A 19,461-nucleotide genomic window follows, 5' to 3' on the forward strand; every position below is an offset into this window, starting at 1 on the left:
TGCGGGTAAAGCTCAGGGGAAGGAAGCGATGCCCGATCAGGCGATATCCCGCAGCTCGCGCCGCAGGATTTTCCCCACAGGCGTCATCGGCAACGACTCACGCAGCACGATCTGCTTGGGAATCTTGTAGCCGGTGAAGTTCTCCTTGCAGTATGCCTTCAACTCCTCGCTGGTCAGCGTGGCATCCCTCGGCACCACGAACAGCTTCACAGCTTCGCCCGAACGGTCGTCCGGAACGCCGATCACCGCACAGTTCGCGACTTTCGGATGCCGCGAGACAACGTCTTCGATCTCGTTCGGGTAGACGTTGAAGCCCGAAACGATGATCAGGTCCTTCTTGCGGTCCACGATACGAATGAACCCGTCCGGGTCGATCACCGCGATGTCCCCGGTTTTCAGCCAGCCTTCGCTGTCCAGCACTTCGGCGGTGGCCTCTGGCTTGTTCCAGTAACCGAGCATGATCTGCGGGCCCTTTAGGCACAGCTCGCCGCGCTCACCCACAGGCAGCTCAGCACCGTCGTCGCTGATGACCTTCGCCGTGGTGCCCGGCACCGGCATGCCCACCGTCCCCAGCCTGGACTGAGTGCCATAGGGGTTGGCGGTGGCGACGGGAGAGGTTTCGGTCAGGCCATAGCCCTCGACGATCGGGCAGCCGGTCAATTGCAGCCAGCGCTCGGCGGTGGCTTTGACCAGCGCGGTGCCGCCGGAATTGGTCAGGCGCAACGTCGAGAAATCCAGATTCTTGAATTCGGGATGGTCCATCAGCGCCACGAACAGCGTATTGAGGCCGAGCATTGCCGAGAACTTCCACTTCTTCAGCTCTTTGATGAAGCCGCCGATGTCCCGCGGGTTGGTGATCAGCAGGTTGTGATTGCCGCTGACCATCATGCACATGCAATTACAGGTGAACGCATAGATGTGATAAAGCGGCAGCGGCGCCACCATGATCTCGCTGCCCTGCTTGAAAATCGGCCGCCCGTCGGGCCCGTGCTGCTGCATGCAGGCATAGACCTGCTGCATGTTGGCGACCAGATTGCCGTGGGTCAGCATCGCGCCTTTCGGCGAACCGGTGGTGCCGCCGGTGTACTGCAGCACAGCGACGTCATCCAGCGCCATTGGCACCCGTTGCAGACGATCGCCCTTGCCCAGCTTGAGCACACGTTTGAACGGGATGGCTTGGGGCAAGTGGTACGCGGGCACCAGCTTCTTGACCTTTTCGACCACGGTGTTGATCAGCCAGCCTTTGGCCGCCGACTGCATGTCGCCCATCTTCACTTCGATGAGGTACTGAATATCGGTGTCCGCGAGCACTTCCTGCACGTTCTTGCCGAAGACGTTGAGATAGACCAGTGCGCGGGCGCCGGAATCCTTGAACTGGTGGCGCATCTCCCGGGCGGTGTACAGCGGATTGGTGTTGACGACGATCAGGCCGGCCCGCATGGCGCCAAATACGGCGATGGGGTACTGGATCAGGTTGGGCATCTGCACGGCGATGCGGTCGCCGGGTTTGAGGTCAGTCTGCTGTTGCAGGTAACCGGCGAACGCCGCCGATTGGCGCTCAAGCTCTGCGTAACTCAGGGTGACACCCATGTTGCTGTAGGCCGGCCGATCGGCGTACTGGCGGCAACTGCGCTCGAACACTTCGATCACCGATGTGTACGCCTGCAGGTCCACCTCAGAAAGAACGCCAGCGGGCCGCTTGTCGTTCCAGAATTCAGGTTGCATGTTGTTTTTATCCTCTTACCTGAGTGTACTGGCCCCGTGGTATTTAAACGGGCGTTTGCCGGACGTTAGCAGCTATGGCATAGAAGGCAAATAGTCGTCGCCACGTCATCACCGGTGTGAATCTTGCGGGTAACCAGCCTGCCATCCGGCTACCGCTATACACTCAAGCAAAGCGCTCGCCACTGCGTTTTTTGAGACAACTTTTTACAGGGGCCAGGAAAACGCGATGGAACACGAAGCTTTTTGGCTGGACGCTCAAGATCACAGTCGTCTTTATGTGCGGACCTGGAGGCCGATGGGCAATGCCCGGGCGGTGGTCATGCTTTCCCACGGGATGGCTGAGCACGGCGGGCGCTATGACAGACTCGGCGTGGCACTGATGCGGGCAGGCTTCGCCTTGTATGCCGCCGATCAGCGTGGCCACGGCCATTCGGCCTCCCATGGCACTTTGGGTCATTTCGCCGATCAGGACGGCTGGAACAAAGTGGTCGGCGACCTCGCCACGCTGAAAGCGTCGATTGCGGTGCGCCATCCGGGCGTGCCGGTGTTCCTGCTCGGTCACAGCATGGGCAGTTACATCGCCCAGGGGTATTTGCTGCACCACAGCGCCAGTGTGCAAGGGGCGATTCTCAGCGGCTCGAATTACCATCCGGTCGCCTTCTACCGCTCGGCGGCGCTGGTTGCTCGTTTTGAACGCTGGCGCCAAGGGCCGGCGGGTCGCAGCGCGTTGATCGAGCACCTGTCGTTCGGCTCGTTCAATAAACGATTCAAGCCCGTACGCACCTGCTATGACTGGCTCAACCGCGACCCGGCCGAGGTCGACGCGTACAGCCATGACCCGATGTGTGGCTTTCGCTGCACCAATCAGTTGTGGATGGACCTGCTTGGCGGCCTGCAACAGATCAGCAAGCGTTCGAACCTGGCGCAGATCGATTCCGGACTGCCCATCCTGATTATCGGTGGCCAATGTGATCCGGTGAGCGATGGCAAGCGTCTCACGCATCTGGCCGACGCTCTGAGCGGCACCGACCACCCGTTTGTTACGCTGAAGGTCTACCCGCAGGCGCGTCACGAGATTTTCCTGGAGATCAATCGTGAAGAGGTCACCCATGACCTGCTTGCCTGGCTTGAACAGGCGCTGCAGCAGCCAAGGCCGCGCCGCAGCGAATGACCCCGGTGGTTCATCTTTCCCAACTGTCACAGGACACCCCATGACCCAAGTCACCAACACGCCGTACGAATCCCTTGAAGTCGGCCAGACCGCCAGCTACAGCAAAACCGTCGAGGAGCGTCACATCCAGCTGTTCGCCGAGATGTCCGGCGACCGCAACCCGGTGCACCTGGACGCTGAGTTCGCGGCCAAGAGCATGTTCAAGGATCGCATCGCCCACGGCATGTTCAGCGGCGCATTGATCAGCGCGGCAGTGGCCTGTGAACTGCCTGGCCCGGGCACTATTTACCTGGGTCAGCAGATGACCTTCCAGAAGCCGGTCAAGATCGGCGACACCCTGACCGTGCGCCTGGAGATCCTCGAGAAACTGCCGAAATTCCGCGTGCGCATCGCCACTCGCGTGTTCAATCAGAACGATGAACTGGTGGTGGATGGCGAGGCCGAGATCCTTGCGCCACGCAAGCTGCAGACCGTGACCCTGGCCGATCTGCCGCCCATCACCGTGGGTTGAGCCGCCGCCAGCATCCTCCCGGCGCAGCAATCAGCACGCACAGCCACCGCGCAAAAAAAATGGGCAACCGAAGTTGCCCAAAATGCCTTGCGTGCTCTTTGTACAGAAAACTCAGCGTCTGCCGCGCGGGGGTGAGTCTTTCCAGATGAACAGTCCGACGCTTGAATAAATCACCATCATCAGCCCCACCGCCATGACGCCGGCTATCACTGCGTGGTCGAGAAACATGCGCGTGCCCTCTGCTTCAGCCTTTGACAGGCGCAGAGTAACCAGAGGGGTAGCGGGAGAAATTGACTCAGGTCAATGCCGGCGTGAATCGCAAACAGCAGCCGGCAGGCGGGGGCCGAACGGGAGGCGTGGTCAGCGTTTTTTCGGTTTGCTCTTGGCTTTCTTCTTGCCCTTGCCCAACGGCATGGCCTGTTCAAACGCGCTTCGGACTTCGTTCAGCCGTTTGTCATTGAGGTCGTGAACACGCTTGGCGCGTTCGGCACTCAGGTCTACCAGTTTGTCGTCATCGCTCATGGCGTATCGCTCGTGAATACCTGTTGCCGCCAATAATGCGCAATCGCAGCGGCGCTGACCAGCGCCTCAGACCTTCAGGTCGACCCACAGGCCCTGGCGTGGCTCGTCGTCGATGATCGGGACCACCGGCACAGTGTCGTCGGCATTGAGGAAATCCCCGGGAATGGCCGGGCCTTCTTGCAGATCGGGGTGACGGTCTGCCACGCGCCGGTCGCTGCGGCGGCGTTGATGGCGGCGTTGTTCTTCGCGCAGCAGCAATTCGGCCTGCTCGCGGTCACGTTCGCCCATGTCGATGTTGGTTTCGCTCGAACTCTTTTGAATCGGCGTTACCGGCGGGATGTCCGGGGTGGGTTTGACCGGGTCCAGCTGCGAAGTCACGGGGGCCGCGCTCAGTGGGATCAGCGGTGGCAGCATGGTAATGGTCTCCTGTTATCAAGCTGTCGGCTGCCGTTTCGTCGACTTGAGCCGATTCAAGCGCGAGTTTCAACTATGTTTTTCGCAGCAAGTGCCCGTTCAGCCACGCCCCCCACTATATCCGGGGGTTTTTACAATGTGGCTTTGGCCTGGGCGCCTTGTTCCGTTAACATAGTCGGCTTTTTCAAGGCGGGAGTCAGGCAGCATGTCGCAGCAGTATCAACCGGGGCAACGCTGGATTAGCGACAGCGAAGCCGAGCTGGGTTTGGGCACCGTTCTGGCACAGGACGGCCGCTTGTTGACCGTGCTCTATCCGGCCACTGGCGACACGCGCCAGTATGCGTTGCGCAATGCGCCGCTGACGCGGGTGCGCTTCTCGCCGGGTGACACCATCACCCACTTCGAAAACTGGAAGATGACCGTCCGCGAAGTCGACGACGTCGACGGCCTGCTGGTCTACCACGGCCTCAACGCGCAGAACCAGCCGGTGACCCTGCCGGAAACCCAGCTGTCGAACTTCATCCAGTTCCGCCTGGCCACCGACCGCCTGTTTGCCGGGCAGATCGACCCACTCCCGTGGTTCTCCCTGCGTTATCACACCCTCGAACACACCAGCCGCCAGCTGCAATCCTCGCTGTGGGGCCTGGGCGGCGTGCGCGCACAACCAATCGCGCACCAGTTGCACATCGCTCGTGAAGTCGCCGACCGTATCGCGCCGCGGGTTTTGCTGGCGGACGAAGTGGGGCTGGGTAAAACCATCGAAGCCGGTCTGGTCATCCACCGCCAGTTGCTGTCGGGCCGCGCCAACCGCGTGCTGATCCTGGTGCCGGAAAACCTGCAGCACCAGTGGCTGGTCGAAATGCGCCGCCGCTTCAACCTGCAGGTCGCGCTGTTCGATGCCGAACGCTTCATCGAAAGCGATGCCAGCAATCCGTTCGAAGACACCCAGCTGGCGCTGGTGTCGCTGGAATGGCTGGTTGAAGACGATAAGGCCCAGGACGCTTTGTTTGCGGCGGGGTGGGACCTGCTGGTGGTCGATGAGGCTCATCACCTGGTCTGGCACGAAGAAAAGGCCAGCCGCGAATACTCGTTGGTCGAGCAACTGGCCGAAGTGATTCCCGGCGTCCTGCTGCTGACGGCAACCCCTGAGCAGCTCGGTCAGGACAGCCACTTTGCCCGTCTGCGCCTGCTGGACCCAAACCGTTTTCATGACCTGCACGCCTTCCGCGCCGAGAGCGAAAACTATCGTCCGGTAGCCGAGGCCGTTCAGGAGCTGCTGGACAAAGGCACGCTATCGCCCAAGGCCAACGAGACCATCCGTGGTTTCCTCGGCGCCGAAGCCGAGGCACTGCTGACCGCTGTTGCCGCCGGCGATGCCGAAGCCAGCGCCCGTCTAATCCGTGAACTGCTTGACCGTCACGGCACAGGCCGCGTGCTGTTCCGCAACACCCGCGCCGCCGTGCAAGGGTTCCCGGAGCGCAAACTGCACCCGTACCCCCTGCCCTGCCCGGCCGAATACCTCGAGCTACCGATTGGCGAACACGCCGACCTGTACCCGGAAGTCAGCTTCCAGGCCCAAGGCGAGATCAGCGAAGAAGAACGCTGGTGGCGCTTCGATCCCCGGGTTGAATGGCTGATCGACACGCTGAAAATGCTCAAGCGCGTGAAGGTGCTGGTTATCTGCGCCCACGCCGAAACCGCGATGGACCTGGAAGACGCGCTGCGCGTGCGCTCCGGCATCCCGGCGACGGTCTTCCACGAAGGCATGAATATCCTCGAGCGTGACCGCGCGGCGGCCTACTTCGCCGACGAAGAGTTCGGCGCCCAAGTGCTGATCTGTTCGGAAATCGGCAGTGAAGGCCGCAACTTCCAGTTCTCCCATCATCTGGTGCTGTTCGATCTGCCCGCGCACCCGGACCTGCTGGAGCAGCGTATCGGTCGTCTGGACCGGATCGGCCAGAAGCACATCATCGAGCTGCACGTGCCGTACTTGGAAACCAGCCCGCAAGAGCGGCTGTTCCAGTGGTATCACGAAGCCCTCAACGCGTTCCTCAACACCTGCCCGACCGGCAATGCGCTGCAGCATACGTTCGGCCCGCGCCTGTTGCCGCAGCTCGATGGCGGTGACGAGGATGACTGGCAGGCCCTGGTGAACGAGGCCCGTAATGAGCGCGAGCGTCTGGAGAGTGAACTTCACACCGGCCGCGACCGCCTGCTGGAGCTCAATTCGGGCGGCGCGGGCGAAGGCGAAGCGCTGGTGGAAGCCATCCTTGAGCAGGACGATCAGTTCACCCTGCCGATCTACATGGAAACCCTGTTCGACGCGTTCGGCATCGACAGCGAAGACCACTCGGAGAATGCGCTGATCCTGCGGCCGAGCGAGAAGATGCTCGACGCCAGCTTCCCGCTGGGGGACGACGAAGGTGTGACCATCACCTACGACCGTAATCAGGCGCTGGCTCGCGAAGACATGCAGTTCATTACCTGGGAACACCCGATGGTGCAGGGCGGCATGGATCTGGTGCTGTCAGGCTCGATGGGCAACACCGCGGTGGCATTGATCAAGAACAAGGCGCTGAAACCTGGCACCGTGCTGCTGGAGTTGCTCTACGTCAGTGAAGTGGTCGCGCCGCGTTCGCTGCAGTTGGGCCGCTACCTGCCGCCGGCTGCACTGCGTTGCCTGCTGGATGGCAACGGCAACGACCTGTCGGGCCGTGTGTCTTTCACCACCCTGAACGGTCAGCTGGAAAGCGTGCCCCGGGCCAGCGCCAACAAGTTCATCCAGGCCCAGCGTGACGTGCTGAACCCGCAGATCAACGCCGCCGAAAGCAAGATCGCGCCCAAGCACGCTGAACGTGTGGCGGAAGCACAGCGACGTCTGGCGGCAGACACCGAAGAAGAACTGGCGCGTCTGACGGCCCTGCAAGCGGTCAACCCGACGGTCCGCGACAGCGAACTGACGGCGCTGCGTGAGCAACGTGAGCAAGGCCTGGCCATGCTGGAAAAAGCCGCGCTGCGCCTCGAAGCGATTCGGGTGCTTGTCGCCGGCTGAACCAACAAGACTGGCCGTAAAAGGGCCGAGCGTAAAAGGGGACTGATTTATTTACAGCGCTTCACCGTAAATAAATCTGTCCCCTTTTCGCTTAAGCCACCGACGGCTTCACCCCCCCGCCCCAACGGCTCATCCGCCACCATCCCTTCGCGCATCCGCTGCGCATCGGCGCTGAAACACGTCGACGCCTTCACCAGAAACACCAACACGAAAAACAGCGCCACCGGTATCAGGTACATCGCATCGTGCAACCCCACCGCCTTGAACGGTTCGGTCATCTGTTCGACCTGCGCGGCGTACATGGCCGAGTGGGCGAAATGGTCCGACAGCAGGCCCACCACCACGGGGCCCAGCCCGCCGCCCAACAAATACAACCCGGCGAAGAACAGCGCCATGGCCGTGGCGCGGAGCCGGGGCTGCACCACGTCCTGAATGGCGGTGTAAACGCAGGTGTAGAAGTTATAAGAGAACAGCCAGCCGAGGCTGAACACCCCGACAAACACGCCGATCTCGATGCGCCCGGCGTGCAGCGCATAACCGGTACACAGCGTCGCGACCACCATGCTCAGGGCGGCAAACATCAGACGACCGTTACTCCAGCGCTGGTGCAGCTTGTCCGCCACCCAGCCGCCGACCGTCAGGCCGACGAGCCCGGTCACGCCGACGATCATGCCGGTCGCCATTGCCGCTTCCTGCAAAGGCAGCAAAAAGTAGCGCTGCAACATAGGCACCATGAACGAGTTGCACGCATAGGTGGCGAAGTTGAACGCCAGACCGGCGAGCACCAGCCAGCGAAACGTAGGAATCGAGAGCACCCTGCGGATGGGTCGGTCGATTTTATCCTGGGAAATGGCCACGCTTTCAGCGGCGCCCCGGGCCGGTTCGCGAATGAAGAACATGAACACCGCCAGCACCAGCCCCGGCACCGCGGCGATGAAAAACGGCGCGCGCCAACTGCCGAACGCCTGGACCATCGCGCCGATGGTGAAGAACGCCAGCAGCAGCCCGAGTGGCAGGCCGAGCATGAAAATGCCCATGGCACGGGCCCGGCGGTGGGCCGGGAACAGGTCGCCGATCAACGAGTTGGCCGCAGGTGCATAGCTGGCCTCGCCGATGCCCACGCCCATGCGCACCAGCAGAAACCCCCAGAAGCTGCCGACCAGACCGTTCACCGCCGTCAGCCCACTCCACACCGCAAGGCCCCAACCCATCAACTTGCGCCGCGAACCGTTGTCAGCCATGCGGCCCAACGGAAGCCCGGCCACGGCGTAAACCAGCGTGAAGGCGGTGCCGATGATGCCGAGTTGAAAGTCGCTCAGCGACCATTCCTTGCGGATGGGCTCGATGATGATCGCGGGAATCGTGCGGTCGAAGAAATTAAACAGGTTGGCCAGAAACAGCAGAAACAGAACGCGCCAAGCGTTCCTTGCCTGAGTTGAGTGGTCCATGGGGCGATCTCTTTCTTGTTTTAAGGCAAGGACGTCGGCGAGGGGACTGACCTTATTTACATCGCTTCACCGTAAATAAATCTGTCCCCGGTTTGTGCTTTCTTGTTAGAGGAGGCTGTCCCGGCTGACGTTTCCGGTGTGCCTGAAATCTAGTCACCCCTTGGCACTCTGTCTGTGAACATTCGCCCCGCTGATACCGGCCCATGTAAGACCCGCTCCGATCACGCAGCAATCCCGACTCTGCAGGACGCGAGGCGCCCGATTATGTGAGCAGTCAGGTGAGCGATTTCGCTACCGGGGACACACGGGGAGTTACCGCCCTACCCACTTCGCCATCATTGGACGCACCCTTTTTGAGCACAGAAGCGCGTCACGCCCTTTCGTGGATCAGCACCCAGGGTGCAACGACCACGGCCCACAGCGTCGGATCGCGCTCCAAAAGATCCAGAGCCTTTGATTCAGAGACCTTGCCGACTTCTCCACTCGCTACCCATGCCGCCACTTGCGCCTCGCTGTTCTCGGCAAATGCCTGTGCCACGGCGATCAAATCCAGCGTCGGCTCGACCCACAACAGGGCACCCTTTGCAAAGAACGGTTGCAATTCTTTCCAGGTAATCGAAGCGGTTTCGCCAAGCAGTTTGGCATAGAGGGTGCTAGGTTCTTGCGTCATGGGTTTTCACCGTATTGGAAATCGGCGCAATGATAGCGCCGCCTTTCATACCGACAAACCCGGATTCAAGTGATTGATTGCAGAGAAGTTCGCGCAGGCCAACCGGTTCGTCGTCCGACAAGGCGGAACCACGAGCCTGATTGTGTATCTTTCTGTCGATTAAGCGACATCCGCAGGTTTTGTCCCCCGCAGCCAGCTATTCAAGCGCTCGACCGGCGCTCTAAACTGTTCCGGTACAGTTGCTGGGGGTGCGGCCTGGAGATTCAATCCGGTCCTGCCGCTTCGGCCGTCAGGATTATAAAAACTACAACGCAAGAGTGGAGCATCATGACTAAGGGTATTAATCAGATTTCCAAGCTGTTTGCCGCACTGGTTCTGGCGGGGGTTGCCAGTCACTCGTTCGCAGCTGACACGATCAAGATCGGCATCGCCGGCCCGAAAACCGGTGCTGTGGCCCAATACGGCGACATGCAGTTCAGCGGCGCCAAGATGGCCATCGACCAGATCAACGCCAAAGGCGGCGTCGACGGCAAGAAGCTTGAAGCGGTTGATTACGATGATGCCTGTGACCCGAAACAAGCGGTCGCCATCGCCAACAAAGTGGTCAACGACGGCGTCAAGTTCGTGGTCGGTCACCTCTGCTCCAGCTCCACTCAGCCAGCTTCGGACATCTACGAAGACGAAGGCATCATCATGGTGACCCCGGCGGCCACCAGCCCGGAAATCACCGCCCGCGGTTACAAAATGATCTTCCGCACCATCGGCCTGGACAGCGCCCAGGGCCCGGCCGCTGGCGAGTACATTTCCAAGCAGGTCAAGCCGAAGATCGTTGCGGTCATCCACGACAAACAGCAGTACGGTGAAGGCATCGCCACCGCCGTCAAGCAGACCCTGGAAAAAGACGGCGTGAAAGTCGCGCTGTTCGAAGGCATCAATGCCGGCGACAAGGACTTCTCCTCGCTGATCGCCAAGATGAAGCAAGCCAACGTTGACTTCGTCTACTACGGCGGCTACCACCCTGAACTGGGTCTGATCCTGCGTCAGGCACAAGAAAAAGGCCTGAAAGCCGGCTTCATGGGTCCGGAAGGCGTGGGCAACGCGTCCATCTCGCAGATCGCTCAGGACGCGTCCGAAGGTCTGCTGGTCACCCTGCCGAAATCCTTCGATCAGGACCCGGCCAACAATGAGCTGGTCGCCGCGTTCAAGGCGAAGAAAGAAGACCCGAGCGGTCCGTTCGTGTTCCCGGCCTACGCCGCTGTTGAGGTGATTGCCGACGCGATCAAGACCGCCAAGTCCGAAGACACCGCCAAAGTGGCAGCGGCCATCCACGCCGGTACGTTCAAGACCCCTACCGGCGATCTGTCGTTCGACGCCAAGGGTGACCTGAAAGACTTCAAATTCGTCGTTTACACCTGGCACAAAGATGGCACCAAGACTGAAGCCCCTGTGAAATAACGCAGCCTTCATGCTTACCCGAAGCCCACTGCAACCGCAGTGGGCTTTGTTTTAGCTGGGCAGCGAATTTCATAAGAATTCCGATCCCTGAACATCTTGAAACCGCACCAGTGAACCACTGGGCTCGTGCCGGACGCGGACGTAGATCACGACGCGCGAGCGGGAAAAAGACACCACCAGTGAAACACCAGGCAGGTTTTTAGGAGCACTCAGCAATGCCGATAGATCTCTATCACTTTCTTCAACAGCTGGTTAATGGGTTGACCATTGGCAGCACTTACGCCTTGATTGCCATTGGCTACACCATGGTTTACGGCATCATCGGCATGATCAACTTCGCCCACGGCGAGGTGTACATGATCGGGTCGTATGTGGCGTTTATCGCCCTGGCCGGTCTGACCATGCTTGGCCTGGACAGCCTGCCCCTGCTGATTACCGCAGCCTTCGTCGCCAGTATTGTGGTGACCAGCGCCTACGGTTACGCCATCGAGCGAGTGGCCTATCGCCCGCTGCGCGGCAGCAACCGCCTCATCCCCTTGATTTCCGCCATCGGCATGTCGATTTTCCTGCAGAACACCGTGCTGTTGTCGCAGGACTCGAAAGACAAATCGATCCCCAACCTCATTCCCGGCAACTTCGTTTTCGGCCCCGGCAGCACCCATGAAGTGGTGATCTCGTACATGCAGATCCTCATCTTCCTCGTCACGCTGGTGGCCATGCTTGGTCTGACCTGGTTCATCTCCCGCTCTCGCCTGGGTCGCGCCTGCCGTGCCTGCGCCGAAGACATCAAGATGGCCAACCTGCTGGGGATCAACACCAACAACATCATCGCCCTGACCTTTGTCATCGGCGCGGCTTTGGCGGCGGTCGCTGCGGTCCTGCTGAGCATGCAGTACGGCGTGATCAACCCCAACGCCGGTTTCCTCGTCGGCATCAAAGCCTTCACCGCCGCGGTACTGGGCGGCATCGGCAGTATCCCGGGCGCGATGCTCGGCGGTCTGGTGCTGGGCATCGCCGAAGCCTTTGGCGCCGACATCTTCGGCGACCAGTACAAGGATGTGGTGGCGTTCGGTCTTCTCGTATTGGTGTTGTTGTTCCGGCCAACCGGCCTGCTCGGCCGTCCGGAGGTTGAAAAAGTATGACCAGGAATCTCAAATCGGCCCTCTTCAGCGCAGTGCTGGTGCTGGCCGTCGCTTACCCGATCCTCGGGCTCAAACTGGACATCGTCGGGATCAACCTCGCGGTGGTCGGCGCCAGCACCACCACCGTGCTGGTGATTTTCGCCGCCGCGTTTCTGATGTTCCTGCGCGTGCTGTTCAACGAACAGATCAGCGCCATGTGGCGTTCGCGTCCGCGGAAACAGCTGATGTCCGACAAGACCAGCAACTTTCTGACCCTGCCTTCGACCCAGCGCTGGTTCCTCGGCGCGCTGGTAATCGCGGCGCTGGTGTGGCCGTTCTTCGGTTCGCGCGGCGCGGTGGACATCGCGACCCTGATCCTGATCTACGTGATGCTCGGCCTGGGCCTGAACATCGTTGTCGGTCTGGCCGGTCTGCTTGACCTCGGCTACGTCGGCTTTTACGCCGTGGGCGCGTACACCTACGCCCTGCTGCAGCACTATTTCGGCTTCGGCTTCTGGATCTGTCTGCCACTGGCGGGGCTGGCGTCGGCGACTTTCGGCTTCCTGCTGGGCTTCCCGGTCCTGCGGCTGCGAGGTGACTATCTGGCCATCGTGACGCTGGGTTTTGGTGAAATCATTCGCCTGTTCCTGCGTAACCTGACCGACATCACCGGCGGCCCGAACGGCATCAGCAACATCGAAAAGCCAACGCTGTTCGGCCTGTCGTTCGAGCGCAAGGCAGCAGAAGGCATGCAGACGTTCCACGAATATTTCGGCCTGCAATACAACTCCATCAACAAGGTGATCTTCCTCTACCTGATCGCCCTGCTGCTGGCGCTGTTGGCGCTGTTCGTGATCAACCGGTTGTTGCGCATGCCCATCGGCCGCGCCTGGGAAGCCCTGCGTGAAGACGAAATCGCCTGCCGCGCGCTGGGTCTGAATCCGACCATCATCAAGCTGTCGGCCTTCACCCTCGGCGCTGCATTCGCCGGTTTCGCCGGCAGTTTCTTCGCCGCGCGTCAGGGTCTGATCACGCCGGAGTCGTTCACCTTTCTGGAGTCGGCGATCATCCTCGCCATCGTGGTCCTGGGCGGCATGGGCTCGCAGCTGGGGGTGATTCTCGCCGCCGTCGTGATGATTCTGTTGCCTGAACTGCTTCGCGAATTCAGCGAATACCGGATGCTCGGCTTCGGCGCCTTGATGGTGCTGATGATGATCTGGCGTCCCCAGGGCTTCCTGCCGATGCAGCGTCCCGTCATGAAACTCAAGGGGGAGCGCTGATGAGCCGTCCACTTCTGCAAGCGTCCGGCTTGTGCATGCGCTTCGGCGGTCTCCTGGCTGTCAACGGCGTCGGTCTGACCGTCCACGAGAAACAGGTGGTGTCGATGATCGGCCCGAACGGCGCCGGCAAGACCACTGTGTTCAACTGCCTGACAGGCTTCTACAAACCCTCCTCCGGGACGATTCTGCTGGACGGCGAGCCGATCCAGGGCCTGGCTGGCCATGAAATCGCCCGTAAAGGCGTGGTGCGAACGTTCCAGAATGTGCGCCTGTTCAAGGAAATGACGGCGGTGGAAAACCTGCTGGTGGCCCAGCACCGCCATCTCAACACGAATTTCCTCTCCGGCCTGTTCAAGACCCCGGCGTATCGCAAAAGCGAGCGCGAGGCGATGGAATATGCCGAGCATTGGCTGGAAGCGGTCGATCTGAAGGAGTTCGCCAACCGTCCTGCCGGTACGCTGGCCTACGGTCAGCAACGCCGCCTGGAAATCGCCCGCTGCATGATGACGCGCCCGCGCATTCTGATGCTCGACGAGCCGGCAGCCGGTCTGAACCCGAAAGAAACCGAAGACCTGAAAGCGCTGATCGGCGTGTTGCGCAACGAGCACAACGCCACGGTGTTGTTGATCGAGCACGACATGAAGCTGGTCATGAGTATTTCCGACCATATCGTGGTGATCAATCAGGGCACGCCGCTGGCCGATGGCACACCCGAGCAGATCCGTGACAATCCTGAAGTGATCAAAGCCTATCTGGGGGAAGCGTAAATGCTGCAGTTCGATAACGTTTCCACGTTCTACGGCAAGATCCAGGCTTTGCACGGTGTCAGCATCGATGTGCAGCAGGGCGAGATTGTCACGCTGATCGGCGCCAATGGCGCGGGCAAGTCGACGCTGTTGATGACGCTGTGCGGTTCGCCGCGCGCACACAGTGGCAGCATCCGTTATATGGGTGAGGAGCTGGTGGGTCTGGAGTCGTCGGTGATCATGCGCAAGAGTATTGCGGTGGTGCCGGAGGGCCGTCGGGTGTTTGCGCGTCTGACGGTGGAGGAGAATCTGTCGATGGGCGGGTTCTTTACGGACAAGGCCGATTATCAGGTGCAGATGGATAAGGTGCTTGAGTTGTTTCCGCGCTTGAAGGAGCGGTTCAATCAGCGCGGCGGGACGATGTCCGGCGGCGAGCAGCAGATGCTGGCGATCGGGCGTGCGTTGATGAGTAAGCCGAAGTTGTTGTTGCTGGATGAGCCTTCGCTGGGTCTGGCGCCGATTATTATTCAGCAGATTTTCGAGATTGTTGAGCAGTTGCGGCGGGATGGGGTGACGGTGTTTCTGGTGGAGCAGAATGCGAATCAGGCGTTGAAGATCGCTGATCGTGCGTATGTTCTGGAGAATGGCCGGGTGGTGATGCAGGGGTCGGGGGCGGAGTTGTTGGTCGATCCGAAAGTGCGGGATGCTTATCTCGGCGGGTGATGGGTCCGGATCTAAATCAAGATCAAGGGCGTCTGCCTAAGGGCAGACGTTTCGCCTTCGGCGAGTTACTTGGAAAAAGCCCCCCAAGTAACCAAGGGGGCTTGCTCTCGGTTGGGCCCGACTTCGTCGGGTTCCTTCACTCCGGTCCCGCTCCGTGGGCCCGCGCCGAACGGACATCCCTGTCCTGACGGCGCTCTCGCCGCATCCATGCGGCTCGGCCCACTGCGCGAAACCTGCGTTCAGCCTGCACCAAAGTCGCGTTTTGTGGTGTCTGGTCAATCGCGTCCGAAGATCAAGATCAAAAGCTTCCCGGCTAAAGCCGGTCCTACAGGGGTACGCGGTGCCTTTGTAGGACCGGCTTTAGCCGGGAAGAGGCCTGTGGTTGCGCCATCAATTTTGAATGTTAAAACCTGCCTGATCGCCCCCCGCTCGACCTGTTGATGATCGTTAATGCATCCCTTGACGCTCTGCGTTAGCTCTGTTGTCGCCCAAACAGCGATGCCAGTTTTCGCGCCGTCAGAGCGCTTCCAGCACCGCAGTGCTGCGCTCGAACCATTCGGTCAGGTAGTCAGCCATGACCTTCACCCTTCTCGGCAGTCGTCCCTCAAAGGGATGGACCAGGTACAGCGATGAAACCGGCGTCTGGTAATCGCGCAGCAGCCAGTGCAGCCGCCCGGCTTTCAGTTCCTCATGCACCATATAGGACGGCAGGCGGGCGATGCCGGCGCCGACGAGGGCGGCTTTTTTCAGGAGGCCGTAGTGGTTGCTGGCGAAGGTGCCGCGGACGTTGACGCGGGTCAGTTCGTGTTTCTGGTGGTAAGCCCACGACTCACGGCCGCTGTGGTGGCTGTTGAGCAGGCATCGGTGCACGCGCAGTTCTTCCGGCGTTTGCGGGGTGCCATGTTTGGCGAGGTAGTCCGGGCTGGCGCAGGTCAGTTCCTGTAGCGACAGCAACGGCTTGGCCACCAGGCGTTCGTCAATGCCCACGCTGGAGCGTATGCCCAGGTCAAAGCCATCACGGCGCATGTCGCGGAAGTGGTTGTTGAGGTCTAGCTCAACCTGCACATCGGGGTAGTTGTGGGCGAATTCGCTGAGCAGGCCTTCGAAAAAAGTTTCCCCCAATGACACCGGCACGGTCAGGCGCACGGTGCCGATCAGGCTTTCGCTCAGGTAGGCCATGGCGTCGCGGACGCGGTCGCGCTGGGCCAGCAGTGCGCGGGCCTCGGGCAGGAGAATGGCGCCCGCCGAGGTCAGGGTCAGGCTGCGGGTGGTGCGATGGAGCAGCGTCACGCCGAAGTTTTTTTCCAGTTTGCTGATGCGCTTGGACAGTTGGCTGGTACTGGTGTCCAGCCATTGCGCGGCCAGGGTGAAGCTGTTGGCCTCCACCAGCATCGCGAACGCGGCCAAGTCGTCCATTTCGCTCATGATTGTTTCCTTTCTGACAAACCGGGATTGCCGTTTAGCCCCTGTATCCGTGGGAAATGGCGACTCACACTGAGTGCCTGATCCATACCAGGGGAAACCGCATCATGAAAATTCTATTGATTGGCGCCAGCGGCACCATCGGCTCGGCGATCGAGAAAGAGTTGGCGCCACGCCACGAGGTCGTTCGCATCGGCAGAACCGGCGCAGACGAGCACGTCGATATTAGTGACAGCGACTCGATCCGCAAACTATTCGAACGGACGGGCCCTTTCGACGCATTGATTTGCGCGGCCGGCAATGTCACCTTCGCGCCGCTCGGCGAAATGACGGGCGATTTCTTCGCCCTGGGCCTGCGCGACAAGCTGATGGGTCAGGTCAATCTGTTGCTGATCGGCCGGGAATTCGCCAACGACGGCGCGTCCTTCACCTTCACCACCGGCATCACCAGCATCGATCCGATTCGCACCGGGGCGTCTGCCAGCCTGGTCAACGGTGCCATCGACGCCTTCGTGCGCGCCGCCGCCATCGAGATGCCGCGCGGCATGCGCGTCAACTCGGTCAGCCCCAACGTGCTGGTCGAAGCCATGGACAGCTACGGGCCGTACTTCCGCGGCTTCAAGCCTGTTCAGGCAGCGGATGTCGCATTGGCGTATGCAAAAAGTGTCGAAGGGCTACAAACCGGACAGACGTATCGCGTCGGTTAATCACCCCTTGTGATGAGCGAGCAGGCTGAGTAACGTGGCGGCAATTGTCTGGAGACCGTCCCATGTCCGCTGCTCGTTCCGCCCTGATGTTTGCCTTGTTGCCCCTGTTTGCCGGCTGCCAGTTGATGCCCCTGTCGTCGAATGACAGCAAGGTGTCGACGGCCGGCATGATCCGCATGCAGGGCACCCTCAGCGGTGACGGCGGCAAACTGTTCTTCGCTCCGTGCAATGAACAGCGCCGCTATGCAGTGACCGACAAGGGCAACACCGGCGTCCTGCAGGAAGCCGCTTCGGTGGTGGACAAGAACGGCAAAGCGTTCGCCGATGTTCGCGGCAACTTCGTCGCGAGCAAGGCCCAGGGCAGTGACGGTCAGGCTGACATTTATCAGCTCTACCGCGTCGAGCGCCCGAGCGGTGCCTGCGAGGACCCCAACTTCAAGCGCCTGACCATTCATGCCAGCGGCAACGGTCCGAAATGGAACCTGAACGCCAGCGGCAAGGGTCTGGTGCTTGAGCGCGAGGGCAAAGAGCCGTTCGCTGTGCCCTACATGGAAGAGCAGATGCCCGAGGGCCGCTTCAACCTGATCACCGACGCCAACAATCAACACGTCGAGCTCTACGTCGCGCCGCTGCGCTGTGTGGACCCGTCGAACGGCTCGGTCCAGCACCTGACCGCCGAACTGCGGGTCAATGGCCAGGTTCAGCGCGGCTGCGCGTATTTCGGGGCGATGCGTAACGATTGATGGAGTGGCGGATGTCGTCGCTCGGGCCACCGCTCCCTGCCCAATGTGGCTTATAATCGCGCGCTCTTGTAGTGCTGCCGGGCCGATCCTGCGGCCCGAAACCGGATCTTTCAATGTTACGAATCACCGAATTCAAACTGCCGCTGGACCATGCGGACGACGAACTGCGCCCCGCACTTCTGCAGCGCCTGGCCATCGGCAGCGACGAGCTTCTGGATTTCACCCTGTTCAAGCGCAGCTACGATGCGCGCAAGAAATCCACTGAGCTGCAGTTCATTTACACCGTCGACTTTCAGGTGCGCGACGAAGCCGCCCTGCTTCAGCGCCTGAGTCACGACAAACACATCGGCCCGGCCCCGGACGTGAGTTACAAGATGGTCGGCCACGCCCCTGCCGAGCTGAACCAGCGTCCGCTGGTTGTCGGCTTCGGCCCGTGCGGGATATTCGCCGGCCTGTTGCTGGCGCAGATGGGCTTCAAGCCGATCATTCTGGAGCGCGGCACGGAAGTTCGTCAGCGCACCAAGGACACGTGGGGCCTATGGCGCAAGAACGTGCTTAACCCGGAGTCCAACGTGCAGTTCGGCGAGGGCGGCGCGGGAACGTTTTCTGACGGCAAGCTCTATAGCCAGATCAAAGACCCTAAATTCATTGGCCGCAAGGTCTTGCATGAGTTCGTCAAAGCCGGCGCGCCGGAAGAAATTCTCTACGTCAGCAAGCCGCACATCGGTACCTTCCGGTTGACCGGCGTCGTCGAGAACATGCGTCATCAGATCGAAGCGCTGGGCGGCGAAGTGCGTTTCCAGCAGCGCGTCACCGATGTGCTGATCGAAGACGGCCAGATGCAGGGCGTTGTGCTCGACAGCGGCGAGCGCATCGACTCCCGGCACGTGATTCTGGCGCTGGGCCACAGCGCCCGGGACACCTTCCGCATGCTCCACGGCCGCGGCGTGTTCATGGAGGCCAAGCCGTTTTCGGTCGGCTTCCGCATCGAGCACCCTCAGGGTTTGATCGACCGCGCGCGACTGGGCAAGTACGCCGGTCACCCGAAGCTTGGCGCTGCCGATTACAAGCTGGTGCACCACGCCAAGAACGGCCGTTCGGTGTACAGCTTCTGCATGTGCCCCGGCGGCACCGTAGTGGCAGCAACCTCGGAGCCCAACCGTGTCGTCACCAACGGCATGAGCCAGTACTCGCGCAACGAGCGCAACGCCAACTCCGGCATTGTCGTGGGCATCACGCCCGAGCAGGATTATCCGGGCAGCCCGCTGGCCGGCATCGAACTGCAGGAGCGTCTGGAGTCCCACGCCTACCTCATGGGCGGCGCTACCTACGAAGCTCCGGCGCAGCTGGTGGGTGATTTCATCGCGGGGAAAGCGTCAACGGCGCTGGGCACCGTTGAACCTTCCTACAAGCCGGGCGTAAAGCTGACCGACCTTGCCGACGCGCTACCCGCCTTCGCCATCGAAGCCATTCGTGAGGCGCTGCCCGCGTTCGAGAAGCAGATCAGAGGATTCTCGCAGCACGACGCGATCCTCACCGGCATCGAAACGCGCACCTCCTCGCCCCTGCGCATCACCCGTGGCGAAGACCTGCAAAGCCTGAACGTCAAGGGTCTGTTCCCGGCGGGCGAAGGCGCAGGCTATGCCGGCGGCATCCTGTCGGCCGGTGTTGACGGGATCCGCATCGCCGAAGCACTGGCCCGCGACATATTGGGCATTGCTGGCTAAGCCCAGCACCACCCTCCCCGCCAG

At 61.0% G+C, this 19,461-nt stretch carries 18 protein-coding genes; 11 read left to right on the top strand and 7 right to left on the bottom strand.

The window, feature by feature from the left end:
• Positions 1 to 36: 36 nt before the first annotated feature.
• Positions 37 to 1,725: a long-chain-fatty-acid--CoA ligase FadD2 gene (gene fadD2 / locus SLW75_RS13905; RefSeq protein WP_192134033.1), complete on the bottom strand. Its 1,689-nt coding sequence runs from the start codon at positions 1,723 to 1,725 to the stop codon at positions 37 to 39.
• Between the two features lie 226 nt (positions 1,726 to 1,951).
• Between fadD2 and SLW75_RS13910 the strand changes: the two genes are divergently transcribed.
• Together SLW75_RS13910 and SLW75_RS13915 are read left to right on the top strand one after the other, a co-directional pair.
• Entirely contained in the window at positions 1,952 to 2,896 is a 945-nt protein-coding gene (locus SLW75_RS13910; RefSeq protein ID WP_410934740.1) for an alpha/beta hydrolase, read from the top strand.
• A 40-nt stretch (positions 2,897 to 2,936) separates the two neighbouring features.
• Complete coding sequence (locus SLW75_RS13915; protein WP_065992646.1) at positions 2,937 to 3,407, top strand: MaoC family dehydratase; 471 nt, start codon at positions 2,937 to 2,939, stop codon at positions 3,405 to 3,407.
• 111 nt (positions 3,408 to 3,518) lie between these two features.
• Here SLW75_RS13915 and ccoM read toward each other — a convergent pair whose 3' ends face one another.
• The 3 genes from ccoM to SLW75_RS13930 all read right to left on the bottom strand — a co-directional run bounded on the left by ccoM (position 3,519) and on the right by SLW75_RS13930 (position 4,343).
• A complete protein-coding gene (gene ccoM, locus SLW75_RS13920; protein ID WP_279615270.1) occupies positions 3,519 to 3,635 on the bottom strand; it encodes a cytochrome c oxidase subunit CcoM in 117 nt (38 codons plus the stop codon).
• A 132-nt stretch (positions 3,636 to 3,767) separates the two neighbouring features.
• On the bottom strand, positions 3,768 to 3,929 hold the full coding sequence (locus SLW75_RS13925; protein WP_167355831.1) for a hypothetical protein: 162 nt from the start codon (positions 3,927 to 3,929) through the stop codon (positions 3,768 to 3,770).
• A gap of 66 nt (positions 3,930 to 3,995) precedes the next feature.
• Positions 3,996 to 4,343, bottom strand: coding sequence for an aspartate-semialdehyde dehydrogenase (locus SLW75_RS13930; RefSeq protein WP_065992645.1), 348 nt, complete (start codon positions 4,341 to 4,343; stop codon positions 3,996 to 3,998).
• 205 nt (positions 4,344 to 4,548) lie between these two features.
• On the opposite strand from SLW75_RS13930, the gene rapA reads away from it, so the two are divergent.
• On the top strand, positions 4,549 to 7,395 hold the full coding sequence (gene rapA, locus SLW75_RS13935) for an RNA polymerase-associated protein RapA (protein ID WP_410934741.1): 2,847 nt from the start codon (positions 4,549 to 4,551) through the stop codon (positions 7,393 to 7,395).
• Between the two features lie 47 nt (positions 7,396 to 7,442).
• On the opposite strand, the gene SLW75_RS13940 is transcribed toward rapA, so the two are convergent.
• Together SLW75_RS13940 and SLW75_RS13945 are read right to left on the bottom strand one after the other, a co-directional pair.
• Positions 7,443 to 8,843 (bottom strand): spinster family MFS transporter, encoded by a 1,401-nt coding sequence (locus SLW75_RS13940; RefSeq protein WP_410934742.1) that lies wholly within the window; start codon positions 8,841 to 8,843, stop codon positions 7,443 to 7,445.
• A 370-nt stretch (positions 8,844 to 9,213) separates the two neighbouring features.
• The gene (locus SLW75_RS13945; RefSeq protein ID WP_065992641.1) at positions 9,214 to 9,513 is read right to left on the bottom strand and encodes a DUF2288 domain-containing protein; all 300 of its coding nucleotides are present in this window, start codon (positions 9,511 to 9,513) and stop codon (positions 9,214 to 9,216) included.
• A gap of 327 nt (positions 9,514 to 9,840) precedes the next feature.
• Here SLW75_RS13945 and SLW75_RS13950 point away from each other — a divergent pair, with 327 nt between their 5' ends.
• From SLW75_RS13950 to SLW75_RS13970, 5 genes are all read left to right on the top strand, one after another.
• Positions 9,841 to 10,968 carry a branched-chain amino acid ABC transporter substrate-binding protein gene (locus tag SLW75_RS13950; RefSeq protein WP_065992639.1) on the top strand — a complete coding sequence of 376 codons (1,128 nt, stop codon included), beginning with the start codon at positions 9,841 to 9,843 and terminating at the stop codon, positions 10,966 to 10,968.
• A 215-nt stretch (positions 10,969 to 11,183) separates the two neighbouring features.
• Positions 11,184 to 12,110, top strand: coding sequence for a high-affinity branched-chain amino acid ABC transporter permease LivH (gene livH / locus SLW75_RS13955; protein WP_410934743.1), 927 nt, complete (start codon positions 11,184 to 11,186; stop codon positions 12,108 to 12,110).
• A complete protein-coding gene (locus SLW75_RS13960; protein WP_410934744.1) occupies positions 12,107 to 13,369 on the top strand; it encodes a high-affinity branched-chain amino acid ABC transporter permease LivM in 1,263 nt (420 codons plus the stop codon). Before livH ends, SLW75_RS13960 begins: the two co-directional genes overlap by 4 nt.
• Positions 13,369 to 14,136 carry a high-affinity branched-chain amino acid ABC transporter ATP-binding protein LivG gene (gene livG, locus SLW75_RS13965; RefSeq protein WP_065992627.1) on the top strand — a complete coding sequence of 256 codons (768 nt, stop codon included), beginning with the start codon at positions 13,369 to 13,371 and terminating at the stop codon, positions 14,134 to 14,136. Before SLW75_RS13960 ends, livG begins: the two co-directional genes overlap by 1 nt.
• On the top strand, positions 14,137 to 14,838 hold the full coding sequence (locus SLW75_RS13970; protein WP_065992624.1) for an ABC transporter ATP-binding protein: 702 nt from the start codon (positions 14,137 to 14,139) through the stop codon (positions 14,836 to 14,838). It abuts the gene before it with no gap.
• A 516-nt stretch (positions 14,839 to 15,354) separates the two neighbouring features.
• Here SLW75_RS13970 and SLW75_RS13975 read toward each other — a convergent pair.
• Positions 15,355 to 16,263 carry a LysR family transcriptional regulator gene (locus SLW75_RS13975; RefSeq protein ID WP_410930534.1) on the bottom strand — a complete coding sequence of 303 codons (909 nt, stop codon included), beginning with the start codon at positions 16,261 to 16,263 and terminating at the stop codon, positions 15,355 to 15,357.
• A gap of 104 nt (positions 16,264 to 16,367) precedes the next feature.
• On the opposite strand from SLW75_RS13975, the gene SLW75_RS13980 reads away from it, so the two are divergent.
• From SLW75_RS13980 to SLW75_RS13990, 3 genes are all read left to right on the top strand, one after another.
• Positions 16,368 to 16,967 (top strand): short chain dehydrogenase, encoded by a 600-nt coding sequence (locus SLW75_RS13980; protein ID WP_410934745.1) that lies wholly within the window; start codon positions 16,368 to 16,370, stop codon positions 16,965 to 16,967.
• 62 nt (positions 16,968 to 17,029) lie between these two features.
• The gene (locus SLW75_RS13985) at positions 17,030 to 17,710 is read left to right on the top strand and encodes a hypothetical protein (protein WP_065992615.1); all 681 of its coding nucleotides are present in this window, start codon (positions 17,030 to 17,032) and stop codon (positions 17,708 to 17,710) included.
• Between the two features lie 113 nt (positions 17,711 to 17,823).
• Positions 17,824 to 19,437 (top strand): NAD(P)/FAD-dependent oxidoreductase, encoded by a 1,614-nt coding sequence (locus SLW75_RS13990; protein WP_410934746.1) that lies wholly within the window; start codon positions 17,824 to 17,826, stop codon positions 19,435 to 19,437.
• Positions 19,438 to 19,461 lie beyond the last annotated feature (24 nt).

The organism is Pseudomonas sp. W5-01 (assembly GCF_046540435.1).
Taxonomy (GTDB): Bacteria; Pseudomonadota; Gammaproteobacteria; order Pseudomonadales; family Pseudomonadaceae; genus Aquipseudomonas; species Aquipseudomonas graminis_B.